We start from the raw sequence: 22,361 nt of genomic DNA on the forward strand, positions 1-22,361 counted from the left end.
GTCAGGCCTTCTCCACCGTGATGGCGCCGAACATCGCGCCCAGGGCCACGGTGGCCGGGTGGCCCGCCGCGACGCGCACGACGCCGTCGGCCAGGCTGCTGTCTTCGCGGGCCGGCAGGATCACCGCGCCCTGCCCCTGCGACACCAGCACGCGGCCGCCCGGCTGCAGGCCCAGTGCCTGCCACAGGGCGCTCGGGATGCCGGCTTCCGGCGCACGCGCGTCGGCCGTGAGCTGCAGCGCCGTGGCGCGGCGCACCAGCATGTCGGTGCAGTAGATCGGCACGTCGGCCACGCGCTGCAGGCCGGTCGCCGCCGCGGCGGGCTGCGGGGTCGCGGACGTGGAGTTGTCCAGGCGTGCCGGCAGCGTCGACAGGTCGCCCAGCGCCTCGGCACGGACCTCGTCGGAAGTCTCCTGCTCGAAGCCCGGCAGGCCCAGCAGATTGCCCAGCACGCGCAGTACCTTCCAGGCCGGGCGCGTGTCGCCCAGCGGCTTGACCACGCCGTGGAAGCTCTGCGCACGGCCCTCGGCATTGACGAAGGTGCCCGCGGTCTCGGTGAACGGCGCGATGGGCAGCAGCACGTCGGCGTTGTCGACGAGCGCGTCCTTGAACGCCGTGAGCGCGACCACCAGCCCCGAGCCGGCCAGCGCGGCCTTGGCCGCGGCGGCGTCGGCACTGTCGAGCACCGGTTCCAGGTTCAGCAGCAGCAGCGCCTTCATCGGCTGGCCGAGCATCTGCCCGGCGTTCAGGCCACCGGCACCGGGCAGCGCGCCCACGAGCTGCGCGCCGACGCTGTTGGCGGCTTCGCCGAGGTAGCCGACGCTGGCGCCGGTGTGCGTGCCGATCCACTGCGCCAGGGCGAGCAGCGTGCCCGCCTGCGGGTGCTGCGCGGCGGCGTTGCCGAGCAGCACGGCCTTGCGTTCGCCGGACAGCAGCGCGGCGGCGACGGCCTGGGCCGCAGCGCTCGCCTGGCCGGCAGCGGGGGCGTCGATGCCCTTGGCCGCCGCCACGGCGACGGCCACATCGGCCAGCTGCTGCGCCCAGGCCGCCGGCGCGGCGGTCAGCGTGCCGGCCAGCGGCAGCAGCCAGTCGTCGTGCGCGGCCTGCAGGCTGAAGACCTGCGCGCCGCGGCGGACCGCCTGGCGCAGGCGCTGCGCGAACAGCGGATGGTCCTTGCGCAGGAACGAACCCACGACCAGCGCGGCCTGCAGGGTCGACAGCGACGCCACCGACGTGCCCAGCCAACGCGCCTTGCCGGCCGCGGCCGTGTTGCCGAAGTCGGCATGGCGCACGCGGTGGTCGATGTTCTCGCTGCCCAGGCCGCGCACCAGCTTGGCCAGCAGGTGCAGTTCCTCGACGGTGCTGTGGGCGCTGCCCAGCGCGCCGATGCCGGCGGCGCCGAACTCGGCCTTCACGCGCTTCAGGCCGTCGGCCACGTAGCCGAGCGCGGTGGTCCAGTCCACGGGCTGCCACTGGCCGCCCTGCTTGATCATCGGCCGGGTCAGGCGCGCGTCGCTGTTGACGGCTTCGTAGCTGAAGCGGTCGCGGTCGGCGATCCAGCACTCGTTGACGTCGTCGTTTTCGAGCGGCACCACGCGCATGACCTTGCCGCTCTTGACCTGCACGATCAGGTTGGCGCCGGTGCTGTCGTGCGGGGACACGGACTTGCGGCGCGAGAGTTCCCAGGTGCGTGCGCTGTAGCGGAAGGGCTTGCTCGTGAGCGCGCCGACCGGGCAGATGTCGATCATGTTGCCCGAGAGCTCGCTGTCGATGGTGCTGCCCACCATCGTCGTGATCTCGCTGTGCTCGCCGCGGTGGATCATGCCCAGCTCCATCACGCCGGACACTTCCTGGCCGAAGCGCACGCAGCGGGTGCAGTGGATGCAGCGGCTCATCTCTTCCATGCTGATGAGCGGCCCCACGTCCTTGTGGAAGACGACGCGCTTTTCTTCCTGGTAGCGGCTGGCGCTCTTGCCGTAGCCCACGGCCAGGTCCTGCAGCTGGCATTCGCCGCCCTGGTCGCAGATGGGGCAGTCCAGCGGGTGGTTGATGAGCAGGAACTCCATCACCGACTGCTGCGCGCGCAGGGCCTTGTCGCTCTTCGTGCGCACGACCATGCCCTGCGTCACCGGAGTCGCGCAGGCCGGCATGGGCTTGGGGGCCTTCTCGATGTCGACCAGGCACATGCGGCAGTTGGCCGCGATGCTGAGCTTCTTGTGGTAGCAGAAGTGCGGCACGTAGGTGCCGGCGGCGTCGGCCGCGTGCATCACCACGCTGCCCTCGGGCACGCTGACGGTCTTGCCGTCGATTTGCAGTTCGATCATGTCAGTTCATGCGTGAGGCCGTGCCAACCCGGCGGCGCAGGCGCTTCGGGGGTGGTCAGACATACTGCGGGACCATGCAGGTCTTGTGGTCGACGTGGTACGCGAACTCGTCGCGGAAGTGCTTCAGCATGCCCTGCACCGGCATCGCGGCGGCGTCGCCTAGAGCGCAGATGGTGCGGCCCTTGATGTTGTCGGCCACGTTGTCCAGCAGGTCCAGGTCGTCGGGGCGGCCCTTGCCGTGTTCGATGCGGTCGACCATGCGCCACAGCCAGCCCGTGCCCTCGCGGCAGGGCGTGCACTGGCCGCAGCTCTCGTGCTGGTAGAAGTAGCTCAGGCGCAGCAGGCTCTTGACCATGCAGCGGCTGTCGTCCATCACGATCACGGCACCCGAGCCCAGCATCGAGCCGGCCTTGGCGATGGCGTCGTAGTCCATCGTCGTGTCCAGCATGATCTTCGCCGGCAGCACCGGCGCCGACGAGCCGCCGGGGATCACCGCCTTCAGCTGGCGCCCCGAACGCACGCCGCCGGCCAGTTCGAGCAGCTGGCTGAACGGCGTGCCCAGCGGCACCTCGAAGTTGCCGGGGCGGTTGACGTCGCCGACCACCGAGAAGATCTTGGTGCCGCCGTTGTTCGGCTTGCCGCACTCCAGGTAGGCCTGGCCGCCGTTGTTGATGATCCACGGCACCGCGGCGAAGGTCTCGGTGTTGTTGATCGTGGTCGGCTTGCCGTACAGGCCGAAGCTGGCCGGGAACGGCGGCTTGAAGCGCGGCTGGCCCTTCTTGCCTTCGAGCGACTCGAGCAGCGCGGTTTCTTCGCCGCAGATGTAGGCGCCGAAGCCGTGGAAGGCGTGCAGCTGGAAGCTGTGCGTGCTGCCGAGGATGTTGTCGCCGAGGAAACCGGCTGCACGTGCCTCGTCGAGCGCGTCCTCGAAGCGCTGGTAGACCTCGAAGATCTCGCCGTGGATGTAGTTGTAGCCGGTGCGGATGCCCATCGCGTAGGCGGCGATGGCCATGCCCTCGATCACGATGTGCGGGTTGTAGGCGAGGATGTCGCGGTCCTTGCAGGTGCCGGGCTCGCCTTCGTCGCTGTTGCAGACCAGGTACTTCGGACCCGGGAACTGGCGCGGCATGAAGCTCCACTTCAGCCCGGTGGGGAAGCCTGCGCCGCCACGGCCGCGCAGGCCGCCGAGCTTGACCTCGGCGATCACCTGGTCGGGCGTCATGCCCGGGCCGCCGTCGGCACCCAGGATCTTCTTCAGCGCGCTGTAGCCACCGCGGGCCACGTAGTCCGCCAGGCGCCAGTTGCTGCCGTTCAGGCCGGCATAGATCTGCGCGCCGATGTGGCGGTCGTGGAAGCAGGTCTCCAGCCCGCGGGCCTGGAACTTCGACAGGTCGAGCATGTTCATCCCTGCGCCTTGAGCGTTGCGATCAGCTCGTCCAGGCGCGCGTTGTCCATGAAGCTGAGCATCTGGCGGTCGTTGACCAGCAGTACCGGCGCGTCGGCGCAGGCGCCCAGGCATTCGCTGGGCTGCACGGTGAACAGGCCGTCGGCGGTGGTGCCGTAGGGCTCGACGCCGAGCCTGCTGCAGACGTGCTGCAGCGCCTTCTCGCCGTCGCGCAGCTGGCAAGGCAGGTTGGTGCAGACGTTGAGCTTGTACTTGCCCAGCGGCTGCTGGTTGTACATGTTGTAGAAGGTCGTGACCTCGTGCACCGCGATCGGCGCCATGCCCAGGTAGGCGGCGATGGCGGTCTCGGCCTCGGACGAGACGTGGCCCTGTTCGTGCTGCACGATGGCCAGGCAGGCCATCACGGCCGACTGCTTCTGGTCGGCCGGGTACTTGGCCACTTCGCGCGCGAAGCGGGCCAGGGTCTGTTCGCTGAAGGTCATCGCTCGCTCACCTGTCGATCTCGCCGAACACGATGTCCATCGTGCCGATGATGGCCACCGCGTCGGCGATCATGTGGCCGCGCGCCATCTCGTCCAGCGCCGCCAGATGGGCAAAGCCGGGCGGGCGGATCTTCAGCCGGTAAGGCTTGTTCGCGCCGTCGCTCACCAGGTAGATGCCGAACTCGCCCTTCGGGTGCTCGACCGCCGCGTAGGCCTCGCCCTCGGGCACGTGCATGCCTTCGGTGAAGAGCTTGAAGTGGTGGATCAGCTCCTCCATGTTGGACTTCATGTCCACGCGCGACGGCGGCGCCACCTTGTGGTTGTCGGTGATCACGGGGCCGGGGTTGGCCCGCAGCCAGGCCGCGCACTGCTGGATCAGGCGGTTGCTCTGGCGCATCTCTTCGATGCGCACCAGGTAGCGGTCGTAGGTGTCGCCATTCACGCCCACCGGCACGTCGAAGTCGAGCTCGCCGTAGACGTCGTAGGGCTGCGTCTTGCGCAGGTCCCAGGCGATGCCCGAGCCGCGCAGCATGGGGCCGCTGAAGCCCAGGTTCAGCGCGCGCTCGGGGCTGACGATGCCGATGCCCACGGTGCGCTGCTTCCAGATGCGGTTGTCGGTGAGCAGCGTCTCGTACTCGTCGACCAGCGCCGGGAAGCGGCGGCAGAAATCGTCGATGAAGTCGAGCAGGCTGCCCTGCCGGTTCTCGTTCAGCGCCTGGATCGCCTTCTCGTTCTTGATGCGGCTGACCTTGTACTGCGGCATGCTGTCGGGCAGGTCGCGGTAGACACCACCCGGGCGGAAGTAGGCGGCGTGCATGCGCGCGCCCGAGACCGCCTCGTACATGTCGAACAGGTCTTCGCGCTCGCGGAAGCAGTAGATGAAGATGTTCATCGCACCGCAGTCCAGGCCGTGCGCACCCAGCCACATCAGGTGGTTCAGCAGCCGGGTGATCTCGCTGAACATCACGCGGATGTACTGCGCGCGCTTGGGCACCTGCACGCCGGCCAGCTTCTCGATGGCCAGGCAGTACGCGTGCTCGTTGCACATCATCGAGACGTAGTCCAGCCGGTCCATGTAGGGCAGGCTCTGGATGAATGTCTTGCTCTCGGCCAGCTTCTCGGTGGCGCGGTGCAGCAGCCCGATGTGCGGGTCGGCACGCTGGATGACCTCGCCGTCGAGTTCGAGCACCAGGCGCAGCACGCCGTGTGCCGCCGGGTGCTGCGGCCCGAAGTTCAGGGTGTAGTTCTTGATGTCGGCCATGGCTCAGTGGAGTCCGCCGTAGTTGTCTTCGCGGACCACGCGAGGCGTGTTCTCGCGCGGCTCGATGCTCACCGGCTGGTAGATGACGCGCTTCTTCTCGGCGTCGTAGCGCATCTCGACGTTGCCGCTGACGGGGAAGTCCTTGCGCATCGGGTGGCCGATGAAGCCGTAGTCGGTGAGGATGCGGCGCAGGTCGAGGTGGCCTTCGAACAGGATGCCGTAGAGGTCGAAGGCTTCGCGCTCGAACCAGTTCGCCGAGGCCCACAGTTCGGTGACGGAGGCCACCGCGGGCAGTTCGTCGTCGGGGCAGAACACCTTCAGGCGCACGCGCCAGTTGTGCGTGACCGACAGCAGGTGCGAGACGACCGCGTAGCGCAGGCCGTCCCAGGGCTCGTTCTTGTAGTCCGAGAAGTCCAGGCCGCAGAGGTCCATCAGCTGCTCGAACTTCAGCGCCGGCGCGTCGCGCAGGGTCTTCGCAGCGGCCAGGTAGTCGGCGGCGGACACCGTGATGGTGATCTCGCCGCGCGCACGCACGAGGGCCTGGATCTGGGCGCCCAGCGCCGCTTCCAGCGCCGCTTGCAGGGTGTCGAGCTTTTGCGTCATCTTGGGAGGAGTTGCGTCGACTCGGGCGCTCAGCGCGCGATGGTGTTCTCGCGCCGGATCTTGGCCTGCAGCTGCAGGATGCCGTACAGCAGCGCCTCGGCGGTGGGCGGGCAGCCCGGCACGTAGACGTCCACCGGCACGATGCGGTCGCAGCCGCGCACCACCGAGTAGCTGTAGTGGTAGTAGCCGCCGCCGTTGGCGCACGAGCCCATGCTCAGCACCCAGCGCGGTTCGGCCATCTGGTCGTAGACCTTGCGCAGCGCCGGCGCCATCTTGTTGCACAGCGTGCCGGCGACGATCATCAGGTCGCTCTGCCGCGGGCTGGGCCGGAACAGCATGCCGAAACGGTCGATGTCGTAGCGCGCGGCGCCCGCGTGCATCATCTCCACGGCGCAGCAGGCCAGCCCGAAGGTCATGGGCCAGAGCGAGCCGGTCTTGGACCAGTTGATCAGCTTGTCGACCGAGGTGGTGACAAAGCCTTCCTTCAGAACGCCTTCGATGCCCATTGCTTGTTCACTCCCAGTCGAGAGCGCCCTTTTTCCATTCGTAGACGAACCCGACCACCAGGATGGCCAAGAACAGCATCATGGCCCAGAAGCCTGACGCCCCGATGTCGCGCAGCGCCACCGCCCACGGGAAGAGGAACGCGATCTCCAGGTCGAACAGGATGAAGAGGATGGCCACCAGGTAGTAGCGCACGTCGAACTTCATGCGCGCGTCTTCGAAGGCTTCGAAGCCGCATTCGTAGGGACTGTTCTTCTCGACGTCGGGACGGTTGGGCCCGAACAGGAAGCCCAACACCTGGGGCGCGACGCCGACGCCGATGCCGACCAGGATGAACAGGATCACGGGCAGGTAGGGTTGCAGGTCCATTGCTTGTCGTGTTCCGTGTCAGTGTTCAGTCAGGTCGTGCGTGGCCATGAAAAAGCGCGCCTGGCACAGCTGTCACTGCACCGGGGGCGCGCTTGTCGTGTGCCACCGTGGTTGGGTTCCGGTGGATGTTGCGCGGGCACTGAACCTGCCCTGTCGCAACCCGTCTGTTCTTGTTGGTGCCGACGGCGAGACTCGAACTCGCACAGCTTTCGCCACTACCCCCTCAAGATAGCGTGTCTACCAATTTCACCACGTCGGCTTGACGTTCAACTTCAGCGCAGCAGTCCGGTTTGCGTAGAGGCTGCAGCACCCCGGACAGCTCAAGATTCTAGCCCGAAAACAAGGGCTTTCCCGAGCTTCTCGACGTCAGTTTGCAGAAGCTGCTGCAGCGGGCACCGAGGCTGCCGCGGGGGGCGCGGGCACGACGGGCGCAACGGCGCCGGGGATGCTGCCGGTGGCCGGCGCGCTGGGCGTGGCGGCCGCCGGCGCGGCGCGTTCGAGCACGCTGCCGCCTTCGGTGCCGGGACCCACGCTGTTGGACAGGAAGGCCAGCGTCAGCGTGGACAGGAAGAACACGGTGGCACACGCCGCCGTGGCGCGCGACAGGAAGTTGGCGCTGCCGGTGGCACCGAACAGGCTGCCCGACGAGCCGCCGCCGAACGAAGCGCCCATGTCGGCGCCCTTGCCGTGCTGGATCAGCACCAGGCCGATCATCGTCAGCGCCGACAGCAGCTGCAGGGCCAGGATCAGGGTCGTCCAAATTTGCATGATTCGAGTTCTTTCGAGACGGATGCTTCAGGCGCGGCAGATGGCAATGAAATCGGCCGCCTTCAGCGAGGCGCCACCGATCAGCCCGCCGTCGATGTCGGGTTGTACGAACAGCGTGGCGGCGTTGTCGGCCTTGACGCTGCCGCCGTAGAGGATCTTCATGCGCTCGCCGTGGCCTGTGGCGGCCTGCAGCTGCGCGCGCAGCACCGCATGCACGGCCTGCGCCTGCTCGGGCGTCGCGGTGCGGCCGGTGCCGATGGCCCACACCGGCTCGTAGGCGACCACGATCTCGCTCGCGCAATGGGCCAGCTGGTGGATCACCACGGAGAGCTGGCGCTTCACCACCGCCTCGGTCTCGCCGGCATCGCGTTGCGCGAGCGTCTCGCCCACGCAGACGATGGGCGTCACGCCCTTGGCCAGCGCGGCCTGCGCCTTGTCGGCGACGACCTGGTCGGTCTCGCCGTGGTACGCGCGCCGCTCGGAGTGACCGACGATGGCGTAGCGGCAGCCGGCCTCGGCCAGCATGGCCGCGGAGATCTCGCCGGTGTAGGCGCCCTGCGCGTGCTGCGACACGTCCTGCGCACCCCAGCGCAGGTCGCTGCCGGCCAGCGTGGCCGCGGTTTCGTGGATGTAGATGGCCGGCACGCACACGGCCACATCCAGCGCGAAGGGCCGCGCGGCCATCAACGCCGACAGCAGCTCGGCGTTCGCCGGGCGCGAGCCGTGCATCTTCCAGTTGCCGACAACGAGTTTGCGTCGCATGGTCGTGTTCACCAGGTCAGGACGATCTTGCCCACGTGCGTGCTGCTCTCCATCAGGGCATGCGCCTGGGCCGCCTGGGCCGCAGGGAACACCTGGTGGATCACGGGCCGCACGCGGCCGGATTCGATCAGCGGCCAGACCTGCGCGCGCAGCGCCTGCGCGAGCAGGGTCTTGTAGGCCACGGTGCGCGGGCGCAGCACCGAGCCGGTGATGGCCAGGCGCTTGCGCAGCACGAGGCCGGCATCGAAGCCGCTCTTCGTGCCGCCCTGCACCGCGATGATGGCGATGCGGCCGTCCTCGGCCATGCACTCCACCTCGCGGCCGACGTAGTCGCCGGCCACCATGTCGAGCACGACGTCGGCACCGCGGCCGCCGGTCAGGCGCTTCGTCTCGGCGACGAAGTCCTGTGTCTTGTAGTTGATGCCGTGGTCGGCACCGAGCGCCACGCAGGCCGCGCACTTCTCGTCGCTGCCGGCGGTGACGATGACCTGACAGTCCCAGGCCTTGGCCAGCTGGATGGCGGTGACACCGATGCCGCTGGAGCCGCCCTGCACCAGCAGCGTCTCGCCACGCTGCAGGCCCGCAATGTGGAAGACGTTCTGCCACACCGTGAAGAACGTCTCCGGCAGGCTGGCCGCTTCCAGCGGCGTCAGGCCCGTCGGCACCGGCAACACCTGGCCGGCAGGGGCGACGCAGAGCTCGGCGTAGCCGCCGCCCGCCACCAGCGCGCAGACGGCGTCGCCGATGGCAACGCCGGCAGCCGCCAGGTCCTCGGGCGCACCCGCGGCCACCGTGCCGGCGATCTCCAGACCGGGCAGGTCGGAGACACCGGGCGGCATCGGGTACAGGCCCTTGCGCTGCAGCACGTCGGGGCGGTTCACGCCCGACGCCTGCACGGCGATCAGCAGTTCACCCGCCCGGGGCTGCGGTGCCGGCCGCTCGCACGGCTGCAGCACCTCGGGCCCGCCGGGCGTGGTGATCTCGATCGCGCGCATCGTCGACGGCGTCGGCTGCGTCATTCGCCTTGCTTGGGGGCGTCGCCGCCCTGCTCGGGCGCCGGGGCCGGCGCGGCTTCGGCAGCCACCACGCCGTCGGCGGGGGCGGCGTCGCGGCGCGGACGGTCGTCACGGTCGCTGCGCTCGCGGCGCGGGCGGTCGTCGCGGTCGCGGCGCGGCGGGCGGTCGCCCCGGTCGCTGCGCTCGAAACGCTGCTCTTCCATGCCTTCCGGACGCTCCAGCAGCGCCTTCATGCTGAGCTTGATGCGGCCCTTCTCGTCGGTCTCCAGCACCTTGACCTTGACCACCTGGCCTTCGGTCAGGAAGTCGGTGACCTTCTCCACGCGCTCGTGGGCGATCTGGCTGATGTGCAGCAGGCCGTCCTTGCCCGGCAGGATGTTGACCAGCGCGCCGAAGTCCAGGATCTTGGTGATCGGGCCTTCGTAGACCTTGCCGATCTCGGCCTCGGCCGTGATCTCGGTGATGCGGCGCTTGGCGAACTCGGCGCGGTCGGCGTCGGTGCTGGCAATGGTGATGGTGCCGTCTTCGCCGATGTCGATGGTGCAGCCGGTCTCTTCGGTCAGCGCGCGGATCGTGGCGCCGCCCTTGCCGATGATGTCGCGGATCTTCTCCGGGTTGATCTTCATCGTGTACAGGCGCGGGGCGAACTGGCTCACCTCGGTCTTCGCGCCGCCCACGGCCTCGACCATCTTGCCCAGGATGTGCAGGCGCGCTTCCTTGGCCTGCGCCAGGGCGACTTCCATGATCTCCTTGGTGATGCCCTGGATCTTGATGTCCATCTGCAGGGCCGTGATGCCGGCGTTCGTGCCGGCCACCTTGAAGTCCATGTCGCCGAGATGGTCCTCGTCGCCCAGGATGTCGGTCAGCACCGCGAAACGGTTGCCGTCCTTGATCAGGCCCATCGCGATGCCGGCCACGTGCGCCTTCAGCGGCACGCCGGCGTCGAGCAGGCTGAGGCAGCCGCCGCACACCGAGGCCATCGACGACGAGCCGTTCGACTCGGTGATCTCGCTGACCACGCGCATCGTGTACGGGAACTCGTCCTTGCTCGGCAGCACCGGCACCAGCGCGCGCTTGGCGAGGCGGCCGTGGCCGATCTCGCGGCGCTTCGGGCTGCCCACGCGGCCCGTCTCGCCGGTGGCGAACGGAGGCATGTTGTAGTGCAGCATGAAGCGGTCCTCGAACTCGCCGGCCAGCGCGTCGATGCGCTGTGCGTCGCGCTCGGTGCCCAGCGTCGCGGCCACCAGGGCCTGCGTCTCGCCACGCGTGAACAGCGACGAGCCGTGGGTGCGCGGCAGCACGCCCGAGCGGATCTCGATCGCGCGCACGGTGCGGGTGTCGCGGCCGTCGATGCGCGGCTCGCCGGCCAGGATCTGGCCGCGCACGATGCGGGCCTCGATCTCGAACAGCAGCGACTCGACCTCGACCTTGTCGAACTCGACGCCTTCGGCCTTCAGCGCGGCGAAGACGTTGCTCGTGACGTCGCGGCAGGCCTGCGTGCGGGCCTGCTTGCTGCGGATCTGGTAGGCCGCGCGCAGTGGGCCTTCGGCGAGTTCGGTGACCTTGGCGATGAACGGCTCGTTCTTGGCGGGGGCCTGCCACTGCCACTCGGGCTTGCCGGCGTCGCGCACCAGGTCGTTGATGGCGGCGATCGCCACCTTGCCCTGCTCGTGGCCGAAGACCACGGCGCCGAGCATGATCTCTTCCGACAGCTGCTGCGCCTCGGACTCGACCATCAGCACGGCAGCCTCGGTGCCGGCCACGACCAGTTCCATCTGGCTGTTGGCGAGCTCGCTCTGGCCCGGGTTCAGCACGTAGGCGCCGTTGATGTAGCCCACGCGCGCGGCGCCGATCGGGCCGTTGAACGGGATGCCGCTGATGGCCAGCGCGGCGCTGGTGCCGATCATGGCGGCGATGTCGGCCTGCACCTCGGGGTTCAGGCTCAGCACGTGGATGACGACCTGGACCTCGTTGTAGAAGCCTTCGGGGAACAGCGGGCGGATCGGACGGTCGATCAGGCGGCTGGTCAGGGTCTCGAGCTCGCTCGGGCGGCCTTCGCGCTTGAAGAAGCTGCCGGGGATCTTGCCGGCGGCGTAGGTCTTCTCGATGTAGTCGACGGTCAGCGGGAAGAAGTCCTGGCCGGCCTTGGCCTCGGTCTTCGCGACGACGGTGGCGAGCACCACGGTGTCTTCCATCGTCACCATCACGGCGCCGCTGGACTGGCGTGCGATCTCGCCGGTTTCCAGCGTGACTTGGTGCTGGCCCCATTGGAAGGTCTTGGTGACCTTATTGAACATGCTCATGCGTTGCTTCCTTCTTCGGTGGTGGGCAGCGTCATGCCATTCCAGTGAAACCCGTCAGGGGTGCCGTTGGAATGACACAGCAAATGCGGCCCGTTCAATGGTGGGGACCGCCACGCGGCGACCCCCGGCTCGTGTCCTTACTTGCGCAGACCCAGCTTGGTGATCAGCGCGGTGTAGCGCTCGGCGTCCTTGTCCTTCAGGTAGGACAGCAGGCGCTTGCGCGCATTGACCATCTTCAGCAGGCCGCGGCGACCGTGGTGGTCCTTCAGGTGCTGCTTGAAGTGCGGGGTCAGTTCGTTGATGCGCGCGGTGAGCAGCGCGACCTGCACTTCGGGGGAGCCGGTGTCGGCTGCGCCACGGGCGTTGGCGGCGACGATCTCGGCCTTCTTGGCGACTGCCAGGGACATGGGATTTCCTTTGTTGCCTTGGAAACCGCCATGCCGGGCGCTCTGCCAGGCAGTGGTCGGTTTCCGGTTGTCGACTTGCGGAACACCAGTGAAACCGACCGGTGCCGTGCTTGATCCCCGATGAAGGGAACAGCGGATTATAGCCGGATTGCCTCGGCCAGCCGCTGCAGCCCCAGATCCAGCCGCGCCGGGTCGCGCGACGCGAAGCACCAGCGCAGCCACCCTTCGCCTTCGTCGCCGAAGGCGACGCCCGGCGCGAGCCCCAGGCCGTGCTGCGCGACGAGTTGCTTCGCGAAGGCCAGCGAGTCGTCGCGACCCTCCACCCGGAAGAAGGCGTACATGCCGCCCGGGGGCGTGGCCACGGTCACGCCGGGCAGTGCCTGCAGCCCCGCCACCAGGCGGTCGCGGCAGACCCGCAGGCGGCCCACCAGCTCGGGGACGAAGGCATCGGCCATCGCCAGCCCGGCCAGCGCCGCGCGCTGCACGAACACGGGCGCGCAGGAGCTGTTGAACTCGAGCAGCTTGCCGATGGCGGCTTCGCAGCCCTGCGGCAGCACCAGCCAGCCCAGGCGCCAGCCCGTCATCAGGAAACTCTTGCTGAAGCTCTGCGTCACCACCAAGCGGTCGTCGGGCGCCGCGATGTCCAGGAAGCTGGGCGCGGCGGGGCCGTCGCCGAAGTACACGCGCTCGTAGACCTCGTCGCTGACGATCCAGGTGCCGGTGCGGCGGCAGTGCGCCAGCATGGCCTGCTGCTCGGCGCGGGTCAGCGTCCACCCGGTGGGGTTGTTCGGCGCGTTCACCAGCAGCACGCGGGTCTGCGGCGTCACGCGCGCCAGCAGTGCGTCCAGATCCAGCGTCCAGGCGCCGCCCACCGGGCGCAGCGGCACGCGCGTGACCCTTGCGCCCAGGATGGCCGGCTGCGCCGTCAGGTTCGGCCACACCGGCACCACCGCCACCACCTCGTCGCCGGCAGCCAGCAGCAGTTGCGCGGCGACCATCAGCGCCGTCACGCCCGACGACGTCACGGCGATGCGCTCGGCCGCGACCGGCCCGTGCAGCGCGCTGGCGTAGGCGGCGATCGCCTTGCGCAGCGCAGGCAGACCGAGGTTGTGCGAATAGAAGGTCTCGCCGGCCGCCAGCGAGGCCACCGCGGCGTCGCGGATGGCCTGCGGCGTGACCTCGTCGCTTTCGCCGAACCAGAACGGCAGCACGTCGCTGCGGCCGAGGCCGGCGTTGGCGACTTCGCGGATCCTGGAGCCCGGCAGCGCGTCGATGGCGGGGCGCATGGAGGTGGTTGTCATGATCAGTCCGGCCGCACCATGCGGCATTGGTGGGCCTGTGCCACGGCCGGCGCGTCGAGCCGGCGCAGCGTGCGGAAACCGAAGCCCGAGCCTTCGATGTCGAAGGGCACGCCCGGCGCGCCAGCGCGGTCCATCACGCTCACGACCAGCGGCTGCTGCAACTGGTGGTCGTCGGCGCGCATCGTGGCCTGGTGCAGGCCGCCGAGCGTGGCGCCGTCGTAACGCGCGCCTTCCAGCGCCCGGGCCACCGCGGCGGCCTCGGTGCTGCCGGCACGTTCGATGGCCGCGGCCAGCATCTCCACCATCACCTGCATGCGCGCGTGCACGTAGTCGTCCTTGGGCTCCGAGAAGCGCCGGCGGAAGGCGGCATAGAAGTCGTCGGATGCCTTGCCGCCCAGGTTCGGGTGCCACTCGGCCACCGCCAGCACCGCGCCGATGCCGGCTTCGCCGATGGCTGCCGGCGCGCCGAGCGCGTTGCCGTAGAAGGTGTACAGCCGGGCGTCGGAACCCACCTCGCGCAGGGCGCGCACGAGCAGCGTGAGGTCGTTGCCCCAGTTGCCGGTCAGCACCGCCTGCGCGCCCGAGGCCTTGATCTTGGCGGCGTAGGGAATGAAGTCCTTCACGCGGCCCATCGGGTGCAGTTCGTCGCCGACGATCTCCAGGTCCGGCCGCTTGGCCGCCAGCATCTCGCGCGCCTTGCGGTTCACGTGCTGGCCGAAGCTGTAGTCCTGGCCGATCAGGTAGAGCTTCTTCACCGCGCGGTCGTCGCGCAGCACGTCGGTCAGCGCCGCCAGCCGCATGTCGGCGTGGGCGTCGAAGCGGAAGTGCCAGAAGCTGCAGCGCTCGTTGGTGAGCACCGGGTCGACGGCGGAATAGTTCAGGAACAGCGCGCGCTTGCCGGGCTCGCGGGTGTTGTGCTTGTCCAGCGCATCGACGATGGCCGCGGCCGTGGCCGAGCTGTTGCCCTGGAACACGAACCCGATGCCCTGCTCCACCGCCGAGCGCAGCAGGCCCAGCGCCTCCTCGGTGTTGCCCTTGCTGTCGAAGCGCACCAGTTCCAGCGGGCGCGCACCGCCGGGCAGCTTCACGCCGCCGCGCGCGTTCACGCGCTCGACGGCCCAGAGCAGGTTGCGGAACACGGCCTCGCCGGCATTGGCGAACGAGCCCGACAGGCCTTCGACCAGCGCCAGCCGGACCGGTGCGCGGGTCTGCGCCTGCACGCCCGGCAGCGCAGCAACCAAGGGAAGGGCCAGCAGCGCGCGGCGCCGCATGAAAGCTTGATCCGTCACAACAAGAGGCTCTTGAAAAGTCGGCCGACCGCTGCCAGTTGGGAGGGCATGGCGCTGCAGCAGTTGGGTCGTCAGCGCCGGCAACCGCAGATTGTAGGAGGCAGCATGTTTCTCGTTCCCCTCACCCGTACCTCGGAACTCGCCCGCAACTTCGACCGCCTGTTCGACGACAGCTTCGACCGCTTCTTCAGCGCGTCCAACGGCAACGACAGCACGCGCAGCCCGGCGCTGGACGTGACCGAGAGCGACCGCGGCTACACCGTGCACCTCGACCTGCCGGGCGTGGCCAAGGAAGACGTGCAGGTCAGCATCGACGGCCGCCGCATCACCGTGCAGGCCCAGGCCCGGCGCAGCGAAGACAAGAAGGACGGCGACCGCGTCGTGTACCGCGAGCGCTCGGCGGCCAGCTTCGCCCGCACCTTCACGCTGCCGCTGGAAGTGGACCAGGCCGAGTCCAGCGCGAAGCTCGACAACGGCGTGCTCACGCTCGCCCTGCCCAAGCGCGGCGCGCGCACCGCATCGCAGATCACGGTCAGCTGAGGCGCACCCCGGGGCACCGCCACCAAGCGGCGCCCCTTCCATACAGCAATGCATGGTTCCCTGGCACAAACCCCGATGAAGGTTCGTGCCGGCTGGCCTACGCTCCGCTCCATACACAACTGTCTGGAGACGCGATGGCCGCCGTATTCGAGACGCCGGGAGCGCTGGCCGAGCCGCGCTGCCTGCGCGTCGACGGCCCGGACGGCAGCTTCGTGCTGCGCAGCCCCGAGCCGCTGGGCGACTACGCGCGCTGCGTGGGCGAGTGGCTCGAGCATTGGGCCCGTGCAACGCCCGACGCGGTCGCGCTGGCCGAACGCGACGCGGCGGCCGGCGGCGACGGCTGGCGCCGCCTGACCTGGGCGCAGGCGCGGCAGCAGGTCGGCGCCATCGCGCAGGCGCTGCTGGACCTGCAACTGCCCGCCGGCGCGCCGGTGGTCGTGCTGTCCGACAACGCGGTCGACCACGCGCTGCTGCTGCTGGCCGGGCTGCACATCGGACAGCCCGTGTGCACCGTCTCCAGCGCCTACTGCAGGCTGACGCGCGACCACACGAAGATCCGCGCCATCGTGCAGGCGCTGCAGCCGGGGCTGCTGTACGCGAGCGACGCTGCGGTGTATGGCTCCGCCATCCAGGCCTGCGGCTTCCATGGCCCGGTGGTGCTGGGCAGCGGCCACGACACCGTGCCCGGCGCACTGCCCTTCGGCGCGCTGACGCGGGCGGTGGAGTCGCCCGCCGTGAGGCAGGCCTTCGAAGCCATTGCGCCCGACGACCACGCCAAGTACCTGCTGACCTCGGGCTCCACCGGACACCCCAAGGTGGTCATCAACACGCACCGCATGGTGTGCGCCAACCAGCAGATGATGGCGCAGACCTGGCGCTTCCTGGCCGACACCAGGCCCGTGCTGCTGGACTGGCTGCCGTGGAGCCACACCTTCGGCGCCAACCACAACCTGCACCTGGTGCTGCGCCACGGCGGCACGCTGTACATCGACGACGGCCGGCCGGCGCCGGGCCTGGTCGAACGCACGCTGGCCAACCTGCGCGCGGTGCAGCCGACGCTGTACTTCAATGTGCCGCGCGGCATCGACATGCTGCTGCCGCTGCTGGAAGCCGACCCCGACACCGCGCGCCAGGCGCTGGCGCGGCTGCAGATGGTGTTCTACGCCGGCGCGGCGCTCACCAACGCCAGCTGGCAGCGGCTGCAGGCGCTGGCCGCGCGGGTGCGCGCCGAGCCGTTGTGGCTGACGACCTCGTGGGGCGCCACCGAGACATCACCCGCCGTCACCAGCGCGCACTGGAAGCTCGACGGCGCCGGCAACATCGGCCTGCCGCTGCCGGGCATGGAGCTGAAGTTCGTGCCCAACGGCGAGAAGCTCGAACTGCGCGTGCGCGGCGTCTCGGTCTTCCCCGGCTACCGCAACGCGCCCGAACTGACGCAGGCCGCGTTCGACGACGCGGGCTTCTACCGCATCGGCGACGCCGGCCGCCTGGCCGACCCCGCGCGGCCCGAGGCCGGCGTGCTGTTCGACGGCCGCGTGGCCGAGGACTTCAAGCTCGGCACCGGCACCTGGGTCTCGGTGGGCACGCTGCGCGTGAAGCTGGTGTCGGCACTGGCCCCGCTGGTGCAGGACGCGGTGATCACCGGCCACGACCGCGCCGAGGCCGGTGCGCTGCTGTTTCCCAGTGCGCAGGCCGCGGCGCTGGAGCCCCCCGTGCTGCAGGCGGCCCTGCAGGCCGGGCTGCAGCGGCTCAACGCCGGCGCCGCCGGTTCCTCGGGCCGCGTGACCCGCGTGCGCGTGCTGGCCGAGCCGCCGAACGCCGATGCCGGCGAGATCACCGACAAGGGGTACCTGAACCAGCGCGCCGTGCTGGCGCGGCGCGCCGCCGAGGTCGAGGCGCTCTACGACAACGCCGCGGGCACCGTGCTGGCGGCCTGACCGGAGGACAGTTCCTCCAGCGGCCAGCGCGGCCGCACGTCGAAGCCGCCGTCGTCGCGGGTGTGCGCCAGCCCGCGTTCGAGCCGCAGCGCGGCGGCCAGCGCGATCATCGCGCCGTTGTCGGTGCACAGCGCCAGCGGCGGGTAGTGCACGGTGGCGCGCAGCTTCGCGGCGCCGGCGTCCAGTTGCTCGCGCAGCCGCAGGTTGGCGCCGACGCCGCCGGCCACCACGAGGCGGCGGATGCCGGTGTCCTTCAGCGCCCGCAGCGACTTGGCCACCAGCACGTCGACGATGGCGGCCTGCGTCGAGGCCGCGAGGTCGGCGCGCGACTGCTCGCACACGTTGGGACCGAGCTTCTTCGCCTGCGTCATCACCGCCGTCTTCAGGCCGGCGAACGAGAAGTCGAGGTCGCCGCTGTGCAGCAGCGGGCGCGGCAGCGCGAACGCCTTGTCGTCACCGAAGGCCGCCATGCGCGCCAGCGCCGGCCCGCCCGGATAGCCCAGGCCCAGCAGCTTGGCGCTCTTGTCGAAAGCCTCGCCGGCCGCGTCGTCGATGGTCTCGCCCAGCAGCGTGTAGTCGCCCACCGCGTCCACCCGCATCAGCTGCGTGTGCCCGCCCGAGACCAGCAGCGCCACGAACGGGAACTGCGGCGTCTCGCCGGCCAGGAAAGGCGACAGCAGGTGGCCTTCCAGATGGTGCACGCCCATCGTCGGCCGGCCGAGCGCCGCACCCAGCGCCACCGCGACACCGGCCCCCACCAGCAGCGCCCCGGCCAGACCGGGGCCGCGCGTGTACGCCACCAGGTCCACGTCGGCCAGCGCCAGCCCCGATTGGGACAGCACCTGGCGCGCCAGCGGCAGCACGCGGCGGATGTGGTCGCGCGAGGCCAGTTCGGGCACGACACCGCCGTAGGCCTGGTGCATCTCGGCCTGGCTGTGCAGGGCTTCGCCCAGCAGCCGAGGCGGGCCGTCGGCACGCGTCTGCACCAGCGCGACACCGGTTTCGTCGCACGAGGATTCGATGCCGAGCACGTTCATGCGCGGCAGTGTAGCGGCGCGGAACTTGCAGGAAGCCGTGCATGTCGTCCTCGGAAGCCACCCGCATCGTCATCGTCGCCCCGGACACCCTGCTGCCGGCGCCCGACGACGACGCCGCGGCGCGCGAGGCCGAACGCTCGCGCAGCCTGCGCATCGGGCTGCTGGAGGCGGGCTACAACGTCGTCGCCGTGCTGCCGGTGGATGCCTTCCTGCCCGACCGGCTGGCGCAGATCCAGCCCGACATGATCATCGTCGACGCCGAGAGCCAGGCGCGCGACACGCTGGAACACGTGGTGATGGCCACGCGCGACGCGCGGCGGCCGATCGTGATGTTCACCGAGGACAACGACACCAGCCACGTGCGCGCCGCGATCGCCGCGGGTGTCACCGCCTACGTCGTCGCCGGGCTCGCGCCCGACCGCGTGAAGCCGGTGCTGGAAGTGGCGCTCGCGCGCTTCGAGCACGAGGAGACGCTGCGCCGCGAACTGGCCGAGGCGCGCACGCAGCTGGCCGAGCGCAAGCTGCTCGACCGCGCCAAGGGCCTGCTGATGCAGCGCCACGGCATCACCGAGCCCGAGGCCTACAAGCGCCTGCGCAAGGCAGCCATGGACAAGGGCCTGAAGATGACCGAGATCGCGCAGCGCATCGTCGACGCGGCCGACCTGCTGGGCTGATCCACGCGGCGCCCCGGCGTGCACCAGTGGCGCGCACCGCCGCCGCCCCCTGGTGCAAACCCGCAGGCTGCGGTCTCGAAAACGCTGGCACAGCGATTGCAAGCAGCCGGGGCGAGAGATCAGTGTCGATCTTTCGCCGGCATCGGCGGCCCGCAGTGTTTGCGGCGTGCCGATGGGACAAAGGCGTCCTCACCACGCGAGCAGCAGCGCTCGCCGACGTGTGGACGCCTTTTCGTTTTGTTGGCCCTCAACTTGCACATGCCATGACTTCACAGAACGCAGGACACATCGACATGGGACGCCGCACGCTCGTGAAAGCCGCCGCCGCGGTCTCGGCCACCGGCGCCGCCGGCATGCTGCCCGGGCTGCAGAGCGCGGTGTATGCCGCGGGCAGCGACAAGCCCGAGAAGGAGGAAGTGCGCATCGGCTTCATCCCGCTGACCGACTGCGCCAGCGTCGTGATGGCCAGCGTGCTGGGCTTCGACAAGAAGTACGGCGTCAAGATCATCCCCACCAAGGAAGCCAGCTGGGCCGGCGTGCGCGACAAGCTCGTCAACGGCGAGCTCGACATGGCGCACGTGCTGTACGGCCTGATCTACGGCGTGCACCTGGGCGTGGGCGGGCCGAAGAAGGACATGGCGGTGCTGATGGCGCTGAACAACAACGGCCAGGCCATCACGCTGTCGAAGACGCTGGCCGACAAGGGCGCCGTCGACGGCCCGTCGCTGGCCCAGGTCATGGCGCGCGAGAAGCGCGACTACACCTTCGCCGGCACCTTCCCCACCGGCACGCACGCGATGTGGATGCACTACTGGCTGGCGGCCGCGGGCATCAACCCCTTGTCGGGGGCCAAGCTGATCACGGTGCCACCGCCGCAGATGGTGGCCAACATGCGCGTCGGCAACATGGACGGCTTCTGCGTCGGCGAGCCCTGGAACCACCGCGCCATCATGGACGGCATCGGGGTCACGGCCAACACCACGCAGGACATCTGGAAGGACCACCCCGAGAAGGTGCTGGGCACCACCGGCGACTTCGTCAAGAAGCACCCCAACACCGCACGCGCCGTGATGATGGCCGTTCTGGAAGCCAGCAAGTGGATCGACGCCGGCCTGGCCAACAAGATGAAGATGGCCGAGACCGTGGCGCAGAAGGCCTACATCAACACTGGCGTCGACGCCATCAACCAGCGCATCCTGGGCCGCTACCAGAACGGCATGGGCAAGACCTGGGACGACAGCAACCACATGAAGTTCTTCAACGACGGCGCGGTGAACTACCCGTACCTCAGCGACGGCATGTGGTTCCTGACCCAGCACAAGCGCTGGGGCCTGCTGAAGGACCACCCGAACTACCTGAAGGTGGCGCAGGAGATCAACCAGACCGCGCTCTACAAGGAGGTGGCCAGCGCGATGAAGATCAGCCTGCCCAAGAGCGACCTGCGCAGCAGCAAGCTGATGGACGGCGTGGTCTGGGACGGCAAGGACCCGGCGAAGTACGCCGACGGCTTCAAGATCAAGGCCGCCACGGCGGCCTGAAGGAGGCGACACCATGGTCTCTGCTGTCTTCCACAGCCCGGCCGAGGCCGTGGCGCCTGCGGCGGCAGCCTCGCCCGCCGCTGCCGCCGCGCCCGAACGCGCGGCGGCCGTGCCCCCCGCGCCCCCGCCGCGGCGAGCGCCCTTCGACTGGCGCGCGCTGTGGCTGGCCGTGCTGCCACCGGTGTTCGGCATCGGCCTGCTGGTGGGCATCTGGGGGCTGCTGACGCAGAACAGCACCAGCTTCCCGACGCCGGCGGCCACATTCGATGCAGCGCTGAAGCTGTTCGCCGACCCGTTCTACAGCAACGGGCCGAACGACCAGGGCATCGGCTGGAACATCCTCTTCTCGCTGGAACGGGTGGCGGTGGGCTTCGGTCTGGCGGCGGCGGTGGGCATTCCGGCGGGTTTCATGATCGGCCGCTTCACCTTCCTGAACCGCATGCTGAACCCGCTGATCAGCCTGCTGCGGCCGGTGTCGCCGCTGGCCTGGCTGCCGATCGGCCTGCTGGTGTTCAAGAGCGCCAACCCGGCGGCGATCTGGACCATCTTCATCTGCAGCATCTGGCCGATGATCATCAACACCGCGGTGGGGGTGCAGCGCGTGCCGCAGGACTACCTGAACGTGGCCCGCGTGCTGAACCTCAGCGAGTGGCGCGTGATGACGCGCATCCTGTTCCCCGCCGTGCTGCCGTACATGCTGACCGGCGTGCGGCTGTCGGTGGGCACGGCCTGGCTGGTCATCGTGGCCGCCGAGATGCTGACCGGCGGCGTCGGCATCGGCTTCTGGGTCTGGGACGAGTGGAACAACCTCAACGTCCAGCACATCATCATCGCCATCTTCGTCATCGGCATCGTGGGCCTGGTGCTCGAGCAGCTGCTGGTGGGCATTGCCAGGAGGTTCAGCTATGACGAGCACTGAGTTCATCAAGGTCGAGAGCGCCGAGATGGTGTTCGAGACGAAGAAGGGCCGCTTCCACGCGCTGCGCGAGATCGACCTGGCGGTGGCGCAGGGGGAGTTCATCACGCTGATCGGCCACTCGGGCTGCGGCAAGAGCACGCTGCTGAACCTGATCGCGGGGCTGCTCAAGCCCACCAGCGGCGTGCTGCTGTGCGACAACCGCGAGATCGCGGCCCCCGGGCCCGAGCGCGCGGTGGTGTTCCAGAACCACTCGCTGCTGCCCTGGCTGAGCTGCGCCGACAACGTGCACCTGGCTGTCGAGCGTGTCTTCGGCGCCAAGGAAAGCAAGGCGCAGCTCAAGGCGCGCACGCAGGCCGCGCTGGAACTGGTGGGCATGGCGCATGCAGCGACCAAGCGCCCGCACGAGATCTCGGGCGGCATGAAGCAGCGCGTGGGCATCGCCCGCGCGCTGGCGATGGAGCCCAAGGTGCTGCTGATGGACGAGCCCTTCGGCGCGCTCGATGCGCTGACCCGGGCCCACCTGCAGGACGAGTTGCTGAAGATCGTGGGCCGCACCCGCAGCACGGTGGTGATGGTCACGCACGACGTCGACGAGGCCGTGCTGCTGTCCGACCGCATCGTCATGATGACCAACGGCCCGGCCGCCACCATCGGCGAGATCCTGCCGGTGACGCTGCCGCGGCCGCGCAACCGCGTGGAGCTGGCCGAGGACCCCGACTACGTGCACTGCCGCAAGGCGGTGCTCGATTTCCTCTACACACGGCAGGGCCATGTGGAATCGGTCACGGCCTGATCCGAAAAAACCCTGGCACGGGCGTTGCTGAGGGAACTCGACGCCGTCTCCGGTGTCTGTCTATCTCCTCAGTAGGGCCTCGTGCCCTTTCGTCCAGCCTCTCCGCTTCTCGGCGGAGAGGCTTTTTTTT

General features: G+C 69.4%; 21 protein-coding genes and 1 tRNA gene. 6 read left to right on the top strand and 16 right to left on the bottom strand.

The genetic code is table 11. The annotated features are described in order from the left end of the window. Nucleotide 1 precedes the first annotated feature (1 nt). The 15 genes from nuoG to ACPOLB_RS06655 all read right to left on the bottom strand — a co-directional run bounded on the left by nuoG (nt 2) and on the right by ACPOLB_RS06655 (nt 14,775). Nucleotides 2-2,323 (bottom strand): NADH-quinone oxidoreductase subunit NuoG, encoded by a 2,322-nt coding sequence (gene nuoG / locus ACPOLB_RS06585; RefSeq protein WP_425260506.1) that lies wholly within the window; start codon nt 2,321-2,323, stop codon nt 2-4. A gap of 55 nt (nt 2,324-2,378) precedes the next feature. Then, a complete protein-coding gene (nuoF, locus tag ACPOLB_RS06590; RefSeq protein ID WP_425260507.1) occupies nt 2,379-3,728 on the bottom strand; it encodes an NADH-quinone oxidoreductase subunit NuoF in 1,350 nt (449 codons plus the stop codon). Then, nucleotides 3,725-4,210, bottom strand: a complete 486-nt coding sequence (gene nuoE, locus ACPOLB_RS06595; protein WP_425260508.1) for an NADH-quinone oxidoreductase subunit NuoE — start codon at nt 4,208-4,210, stop codon at nt 3,725-3,727. Before nuoE ends, nuoF begins: the two co-directional genes overlap by 4 nt. A gap of 7 nt (nt 4,211-4,217) precedes the next feature. Next, a complete protein-coding gene (locus ACPOLB_RS06600; protein WP_425260509.1) occupies nt 4,218-5,471 on the bottom strand; it encodes an NADH-quinone oxidoreductase subunit D in 1,254 nt (417 codons plus the stop codon). 3 nt (nt 5,472-5,474) lie between these two features. After that, nucleotides 5,475-6,074, bottom strand: a complete 600-nt coding sequence (locus ACPOLB_RS06605) for an NADH-quinone oxidoreductase subunit C (protein ID WP_425260510.1) — start codon at nt 6,072-6,074, stop codon at nt 5,475-5,477. Nucleotides 6,075-6,103: 29 nt separating this feature from the next. Next, complete coding sequence (locus ACPOLB_RS06610) at nt 6,104-6,580, bottom strand: NuoB/complex I 20 kDa subunit family protein (protein ID WP_046113908.1); 477 nt, start codon at nt 6,578-6,580, stop codon at nt 6,104-6,106. A gap of 7 nt (nt 6,581-6,587) precedes the next feature. Beyond that, complete coding sequence (locus ACPOLB_RS06615) at nt 6,588-6,947, bottom strand: NADH-quinone oxidoreductase subunit A (protein ID WP_425260511.1); 360 nt, start codon at nt 6,945-6,947, stop codon at nt 6,588-6,590. A gap of 174 nt (nt 6,948-7,121) precedes the next feature. Beyond that, nucleotides 7,122-7,206: transfer RNA gene (locus tag ACPOLB_RS06620), tRNA-Leu, on the bottom strand. 107 nt (nt 7,207-7,313) lie between these two features. Next, on the bottom strand, nt 7,314-7,715 hold the full coding sequence (secG, locus tag ACPOLB_RS06625; protein WP_425260512.1) for a preprotein translocase subunit SecG: 402 nt from the start codon (nt 7,713-7,715) through the stop codon (nt 7,314-7,316). A gap of 27 nt (nt 7,716-7,742) precedes the next feature. Further along, complete coding sequence (gene tpiA, locus ACPOLB_RS06630) at nt 7,743-8,477, bottom strand: triose-phosphate isomerase (RefSeq protein WP_425260513.1); 735 nt, start codon at nt 8,475-8,477, stop codon at nt 7,743-7,745. A gap of 8 nt (nt 8,478-8,485) precedes the next feature. Further along, entirely contained in the window at nt 8,486-9,472 is a 987-nt protein-coding gene (locus ACPOLB_RS06635) for an NAD(P)H-quinone oxidoreductase (RefSeq protein ID WP_425261885.1), read from the bottom strand. A 20-nt stretch (nt 9,473-9,492) separates the two neighbouring features. Further along, the gene (gene pnp, locus ACPOLB_RS06640; protein WP_425260514.1) at nt 9,493-11,796 is read right to left on the bottom strand and encodes a polyribonucleotide nucleotidyltransferase; all 2,304 of its coding nucleotides are present in this window, start codon (nt 11,794-11,796) and stop codon (nt 9,493-9,495) included. 137 nt (nt 11,797-11,933) lie between these two features. Beyond that, nucleotides 11,934-12,203 (bottom strand): 30S ribosomal protein S15, encoded by a 270-nt coding sequence (gene rpsO, locus ACPOLB_RS06645; RefSeq protein WP_425260515.1) that lies wholly within the window; start codon nt 12,201-12,203, stop codon nt 11,934-11,936. 137 nt (nt 12,204-12,340) lie between these two features. Further along, complete coding sequence (locus ACPOLB_RS06650; RefSeq protein ID WP_425261886.1) at nt 12,341-13,489, bottom strand: pyridoxal phosphate-dependent aminotransferase; 1,149 nt, start codon at nt 13,487-13,489, stop codon at nt 12,341-12,343. 17 nt (nt 13,490-13,506) lie between these two features. After that, complete coding sequence (locus ACPOLB_RS06655) at nt 13,507-14,775, bottom strand: branched-chain amino acid ABC transporter substrate-binding protein (RefSeq protein WP_425260516.1); 1,269 nt, start codon at nt 14,773-14,775, stop codon at nt 13,507-13,509. A gap of 123 nt (nt 14,776-14,898) precedes the next feature. Here ACPOLB_RS06655 and ACPOLB_RS06660 point away from each other — a divergent pair, with 123 nt between their 5' ends. Together ACPOLB_RS06660 and ACPOLB_RS06665 are read left to right on the top strand one after the other, a co-directional pair. Then, nucleotides 14,899-15,333 (top strand): Hsp20/alpha crystallin family protein, encoded by a 435-nt coding sequence (locus tag ACPOLB_RS06660; RefSeq protein WP_425260517.1) that lies wholly within the window; start codon nt 14,899-14,901, stop codon nt 15,331-15,333. Nucleotides 15,334-15,467: 134 nt separating this feature from the next. After that, nucleotides 15,468-17,270 carry a feruloyl-CoA synthase gene (locus ACPOLB_RS06665; protein ID WP_425260518.1) on the top strand — a complete coding sequence of 601 codons (1,803 nt, stop codon included), beginning with the start codon at nt 15,468-15,470 and terminating at the stop codon, nt 17,268-17,270. On the opposite strand, the gene tsaD is transcribed toward ACPOLB_RS06665, so the two are convergent. Then, entirely contained in the window at nt 17,234-18,307 is a 1,074-nt protein-coding gene (tsaD, locus tag ACPOLB_RS06670) for a tRNA (adenosine(37)-N6)-threonylcarbamoyltransferase complex transferase subunit TsaD (RefSeq protein WP_425260519.1), read from the bottom strand. The genes ACPOLB_RS06665 and tsaD overlap by 37 nt on opposite strands. A 41-nt stretch (nt 18,308-18,348) precedes the next feature. Between tsaD and ACPOLB_RS06675 the strand changes: the two genes are divergently transcribed. The 4 genes from ACPOLB_RS06675 to ACPOLB_RS06690 all read left to right on the top strand — a co-directional run bounded on the left by ACPOLB_RS06675 (nt 18,349) and on the right by ACPOLB_RS06690 (nt 22,231). After that, nucleotides 18,349-18,981, top strand: coding sequence for an ANTAR domain-containing response regulator (locus ACPOLB_RS06675; RefSeq protein ID WP_425260521.1), 633 nt, complete (start codon nt 18,349-18,351; stop codon nt 18,979-18,981). A 293-nt stretch (nt 18,982-19,274) separates the two neighbouring features. Further along, the gene (locus ACPOLB_RS06680; RefSeq protein WP_425260522.1) at nt 19,275-20,519 is read left to right on the top strand and encodes a CmpA/NrtA family ABC transporter substrate-binding protein; all 1,245 of its coding nucleotides are present in this window, start codon (nt 19,275-19,277) and stop codon (nt 20,517-20,519) included. Between the two features lie 13 nt (nt 20,520-20,532). Continuing rightward, nucleotides 20,533-21,438 (top strand): nitrate ABC transporter permease, encoded by a 906-nt coding sequence (gene ntrB, locus ACPOLB_RS06685; RefSeq protein WP_425260523.1) that lies wholly within the window; start codon nt 20,533-20,535, stop codon nt 21,436-21,438. Continuing rightward, a complete protein-coding gene (locus ACPOLB_RS06690; RefSeq protein ID WP_425260524.1) occupies nt 21,425-22,231 on the top strand; it encodes an ABC transporter ATP-binding protein in 807 nt (268 codons plus the stop codon). The genes ntrB and ACPOLB_RS06690 overlap by 14 nt, the downstream gene beginning before the upstream one ends. Nucleotides 22,232-22,361: the final 130 nt, after the last annotated feature.

Origin of the sequence: Rubrivivax soli, assembly GCF_049810355.1 — a bacterium.
Lineage (GTDB): Bacteria > Pseudomonadota > Gammaproteobacteria > Burkholderiales > Burkholderiaceae_C > Rubrivivax.

Excerpts from the sequence above, each read along its gene's own strand:
- nuoG (WP_425260506.1), bottom strand. The coding sequence starts at position 2,323 with ATGATCGAACTGCAAATCGACGGCAAGACCGTCAGCGTGCCCGAGGGC.
- nuoF (WP_425260507.1), bottom strand. The coding sequence starts at position 3,728 with ATGAACATGCTCGACCTGTCGAAGTTCCAGGCCCGCGGGCTGGAGACC.
- nuoE (WP_425260508.1), bottom strand. The coding sequence starts at position 4,210 with ATGACCTTCAGCGAACAGACCCTGGCCCGCTTCGCGCGCGAAGTGGCC.
- ACPOLB_RS06600 (WP_425260509.1), bottom strand. The coding sequence starts at position 5,471 with ATGGCCGACATCAAGAACTACACCCTGAACTTCGGGCCGCAGCACCCG.
- ACPOLB_RS06605 (WP_425260510.1), bottom strand. The coding sequence starts at position 6,074 with ATGACGCAAAAGCTCGACACCCTGCAAGCGGCGCTGGAAGCGGCGCTG.
- ACPOLB_RS06610 (WP_046113908.1), bottom strand. The coding sequence starts at position 6,580 with ATGGGCATCGAAGGCGTTCTGAAGGAAGGCTTTGTCACCACCTCGGTC.
- ACPOLB_RS06615 (WP_425260511.1), bottom strand. The coding sequence starts at position 6,947 with ATGGACCTGCAACCCTACCTGCCCGTGATCCTGTTCATCCTGGTCGGC.
- secG (WP_425260512.1), bottom strand. The coding sequence starts at position 7,715 with ATGCAAATTTGGACGACCCTGATCCTGGCCCTGCAGCTGCTGTCGGCG.
- tpiA (WP_425260513.1), bottom strand. The coding sequence starts at position 8,477 with ATGCGACGCAAACTCGTTGTCGGCAACTGGAAGATGCACGGCTCGCGC.
- ACPOLB_RS06635 (WP_425261885.1), bottom strand. The coding sequence starts at position 9,472 with ATGCGCGCGATCGAGATCACCACGCCCGGCGGGCCCGAGGTGCTGCAG.
- pnp (WP_425260514.1), bottom strand. The coding sequence starts at position 11,796 with ATGAGCATGTTCAATAAGGTCACCAAGACCTTCCAATGGGGCCAGCAC.
- rpsO (WP_425260515.1), bottom strand. The coding sequence starts at position 12,203 with ATGTCCCTGGCAGTCGCCAAGAAGGCCGAGATCGTCGCCGCCAACGCC.
- ACPOLB_RS06650 (WP_425261886.1), bottom strand. The coding sequence starts at position 13,489 with ATGCGCCCCGCCATCGACGCGCTGCCGGGCTCCAGGATCCGCGAAGTC.
- ACPOLB_RS06655 (WP_425260516.1), bottom strand. The coding sequence starts at position 14,775 with ATGCGGCGCCGCGCGCTGCTGGCCCTTCCCTTGGTTGCTGCGCTGCCG.
- ACPOLB_RS06660 (WP_425260517.1), top strand. The coding sequence starts at position 14,899 with ATGTTTCTCGTTCCCCTCACCCGTACCTCGGAACTCGCCCGCAACTTC.
- ACPOLB_RS06665 (WP_425260518.1), top strand. The coding sequence starts at position 15,468 with ATGGCCGCCGTATTCGAGACGCCGGGAGCGCTGGCCGAGCCGCGCTGC.
- tsaD (WP_425260519.1), bottom strand. The coding sequence starts at position 18,307 with ATGAACGTGCTCGGCATCGAATCCTCGTGCGACGAAACCGGTGTCGCG.
- ACPOLB_RS06675 (WP_425260521.1), top strand. The coding sequence starts at position 18,349 with ATGTCGTCCTCGGAAGCCACCCGCATCGTCATCGTCGCCCCGGACACC.
- ACPOLB_RS06680 (WP_425260522.1), top strand. The coding sequence starts at position 19,275 with ATGGGACGCCGCACGCTCGTGAAAGCCGCCGCCGCGGTCTCGGCCACC.
- ntrB (WP_425260523.1), top strand. The coding sequence starts at position 20,533 with ATGGTCTCTGCTGTCTTCCACAGCCCGGCCGAGGCCGTGGCGCCTGCG.
- ACPOLB_RS06690 (WP_425260524.1), top strand. The coding sequence starts at position 21,425 with ATGACGAGCACTGAGTTCATCAAGGTCGAGAGCGCCGAGATGGTGTTC.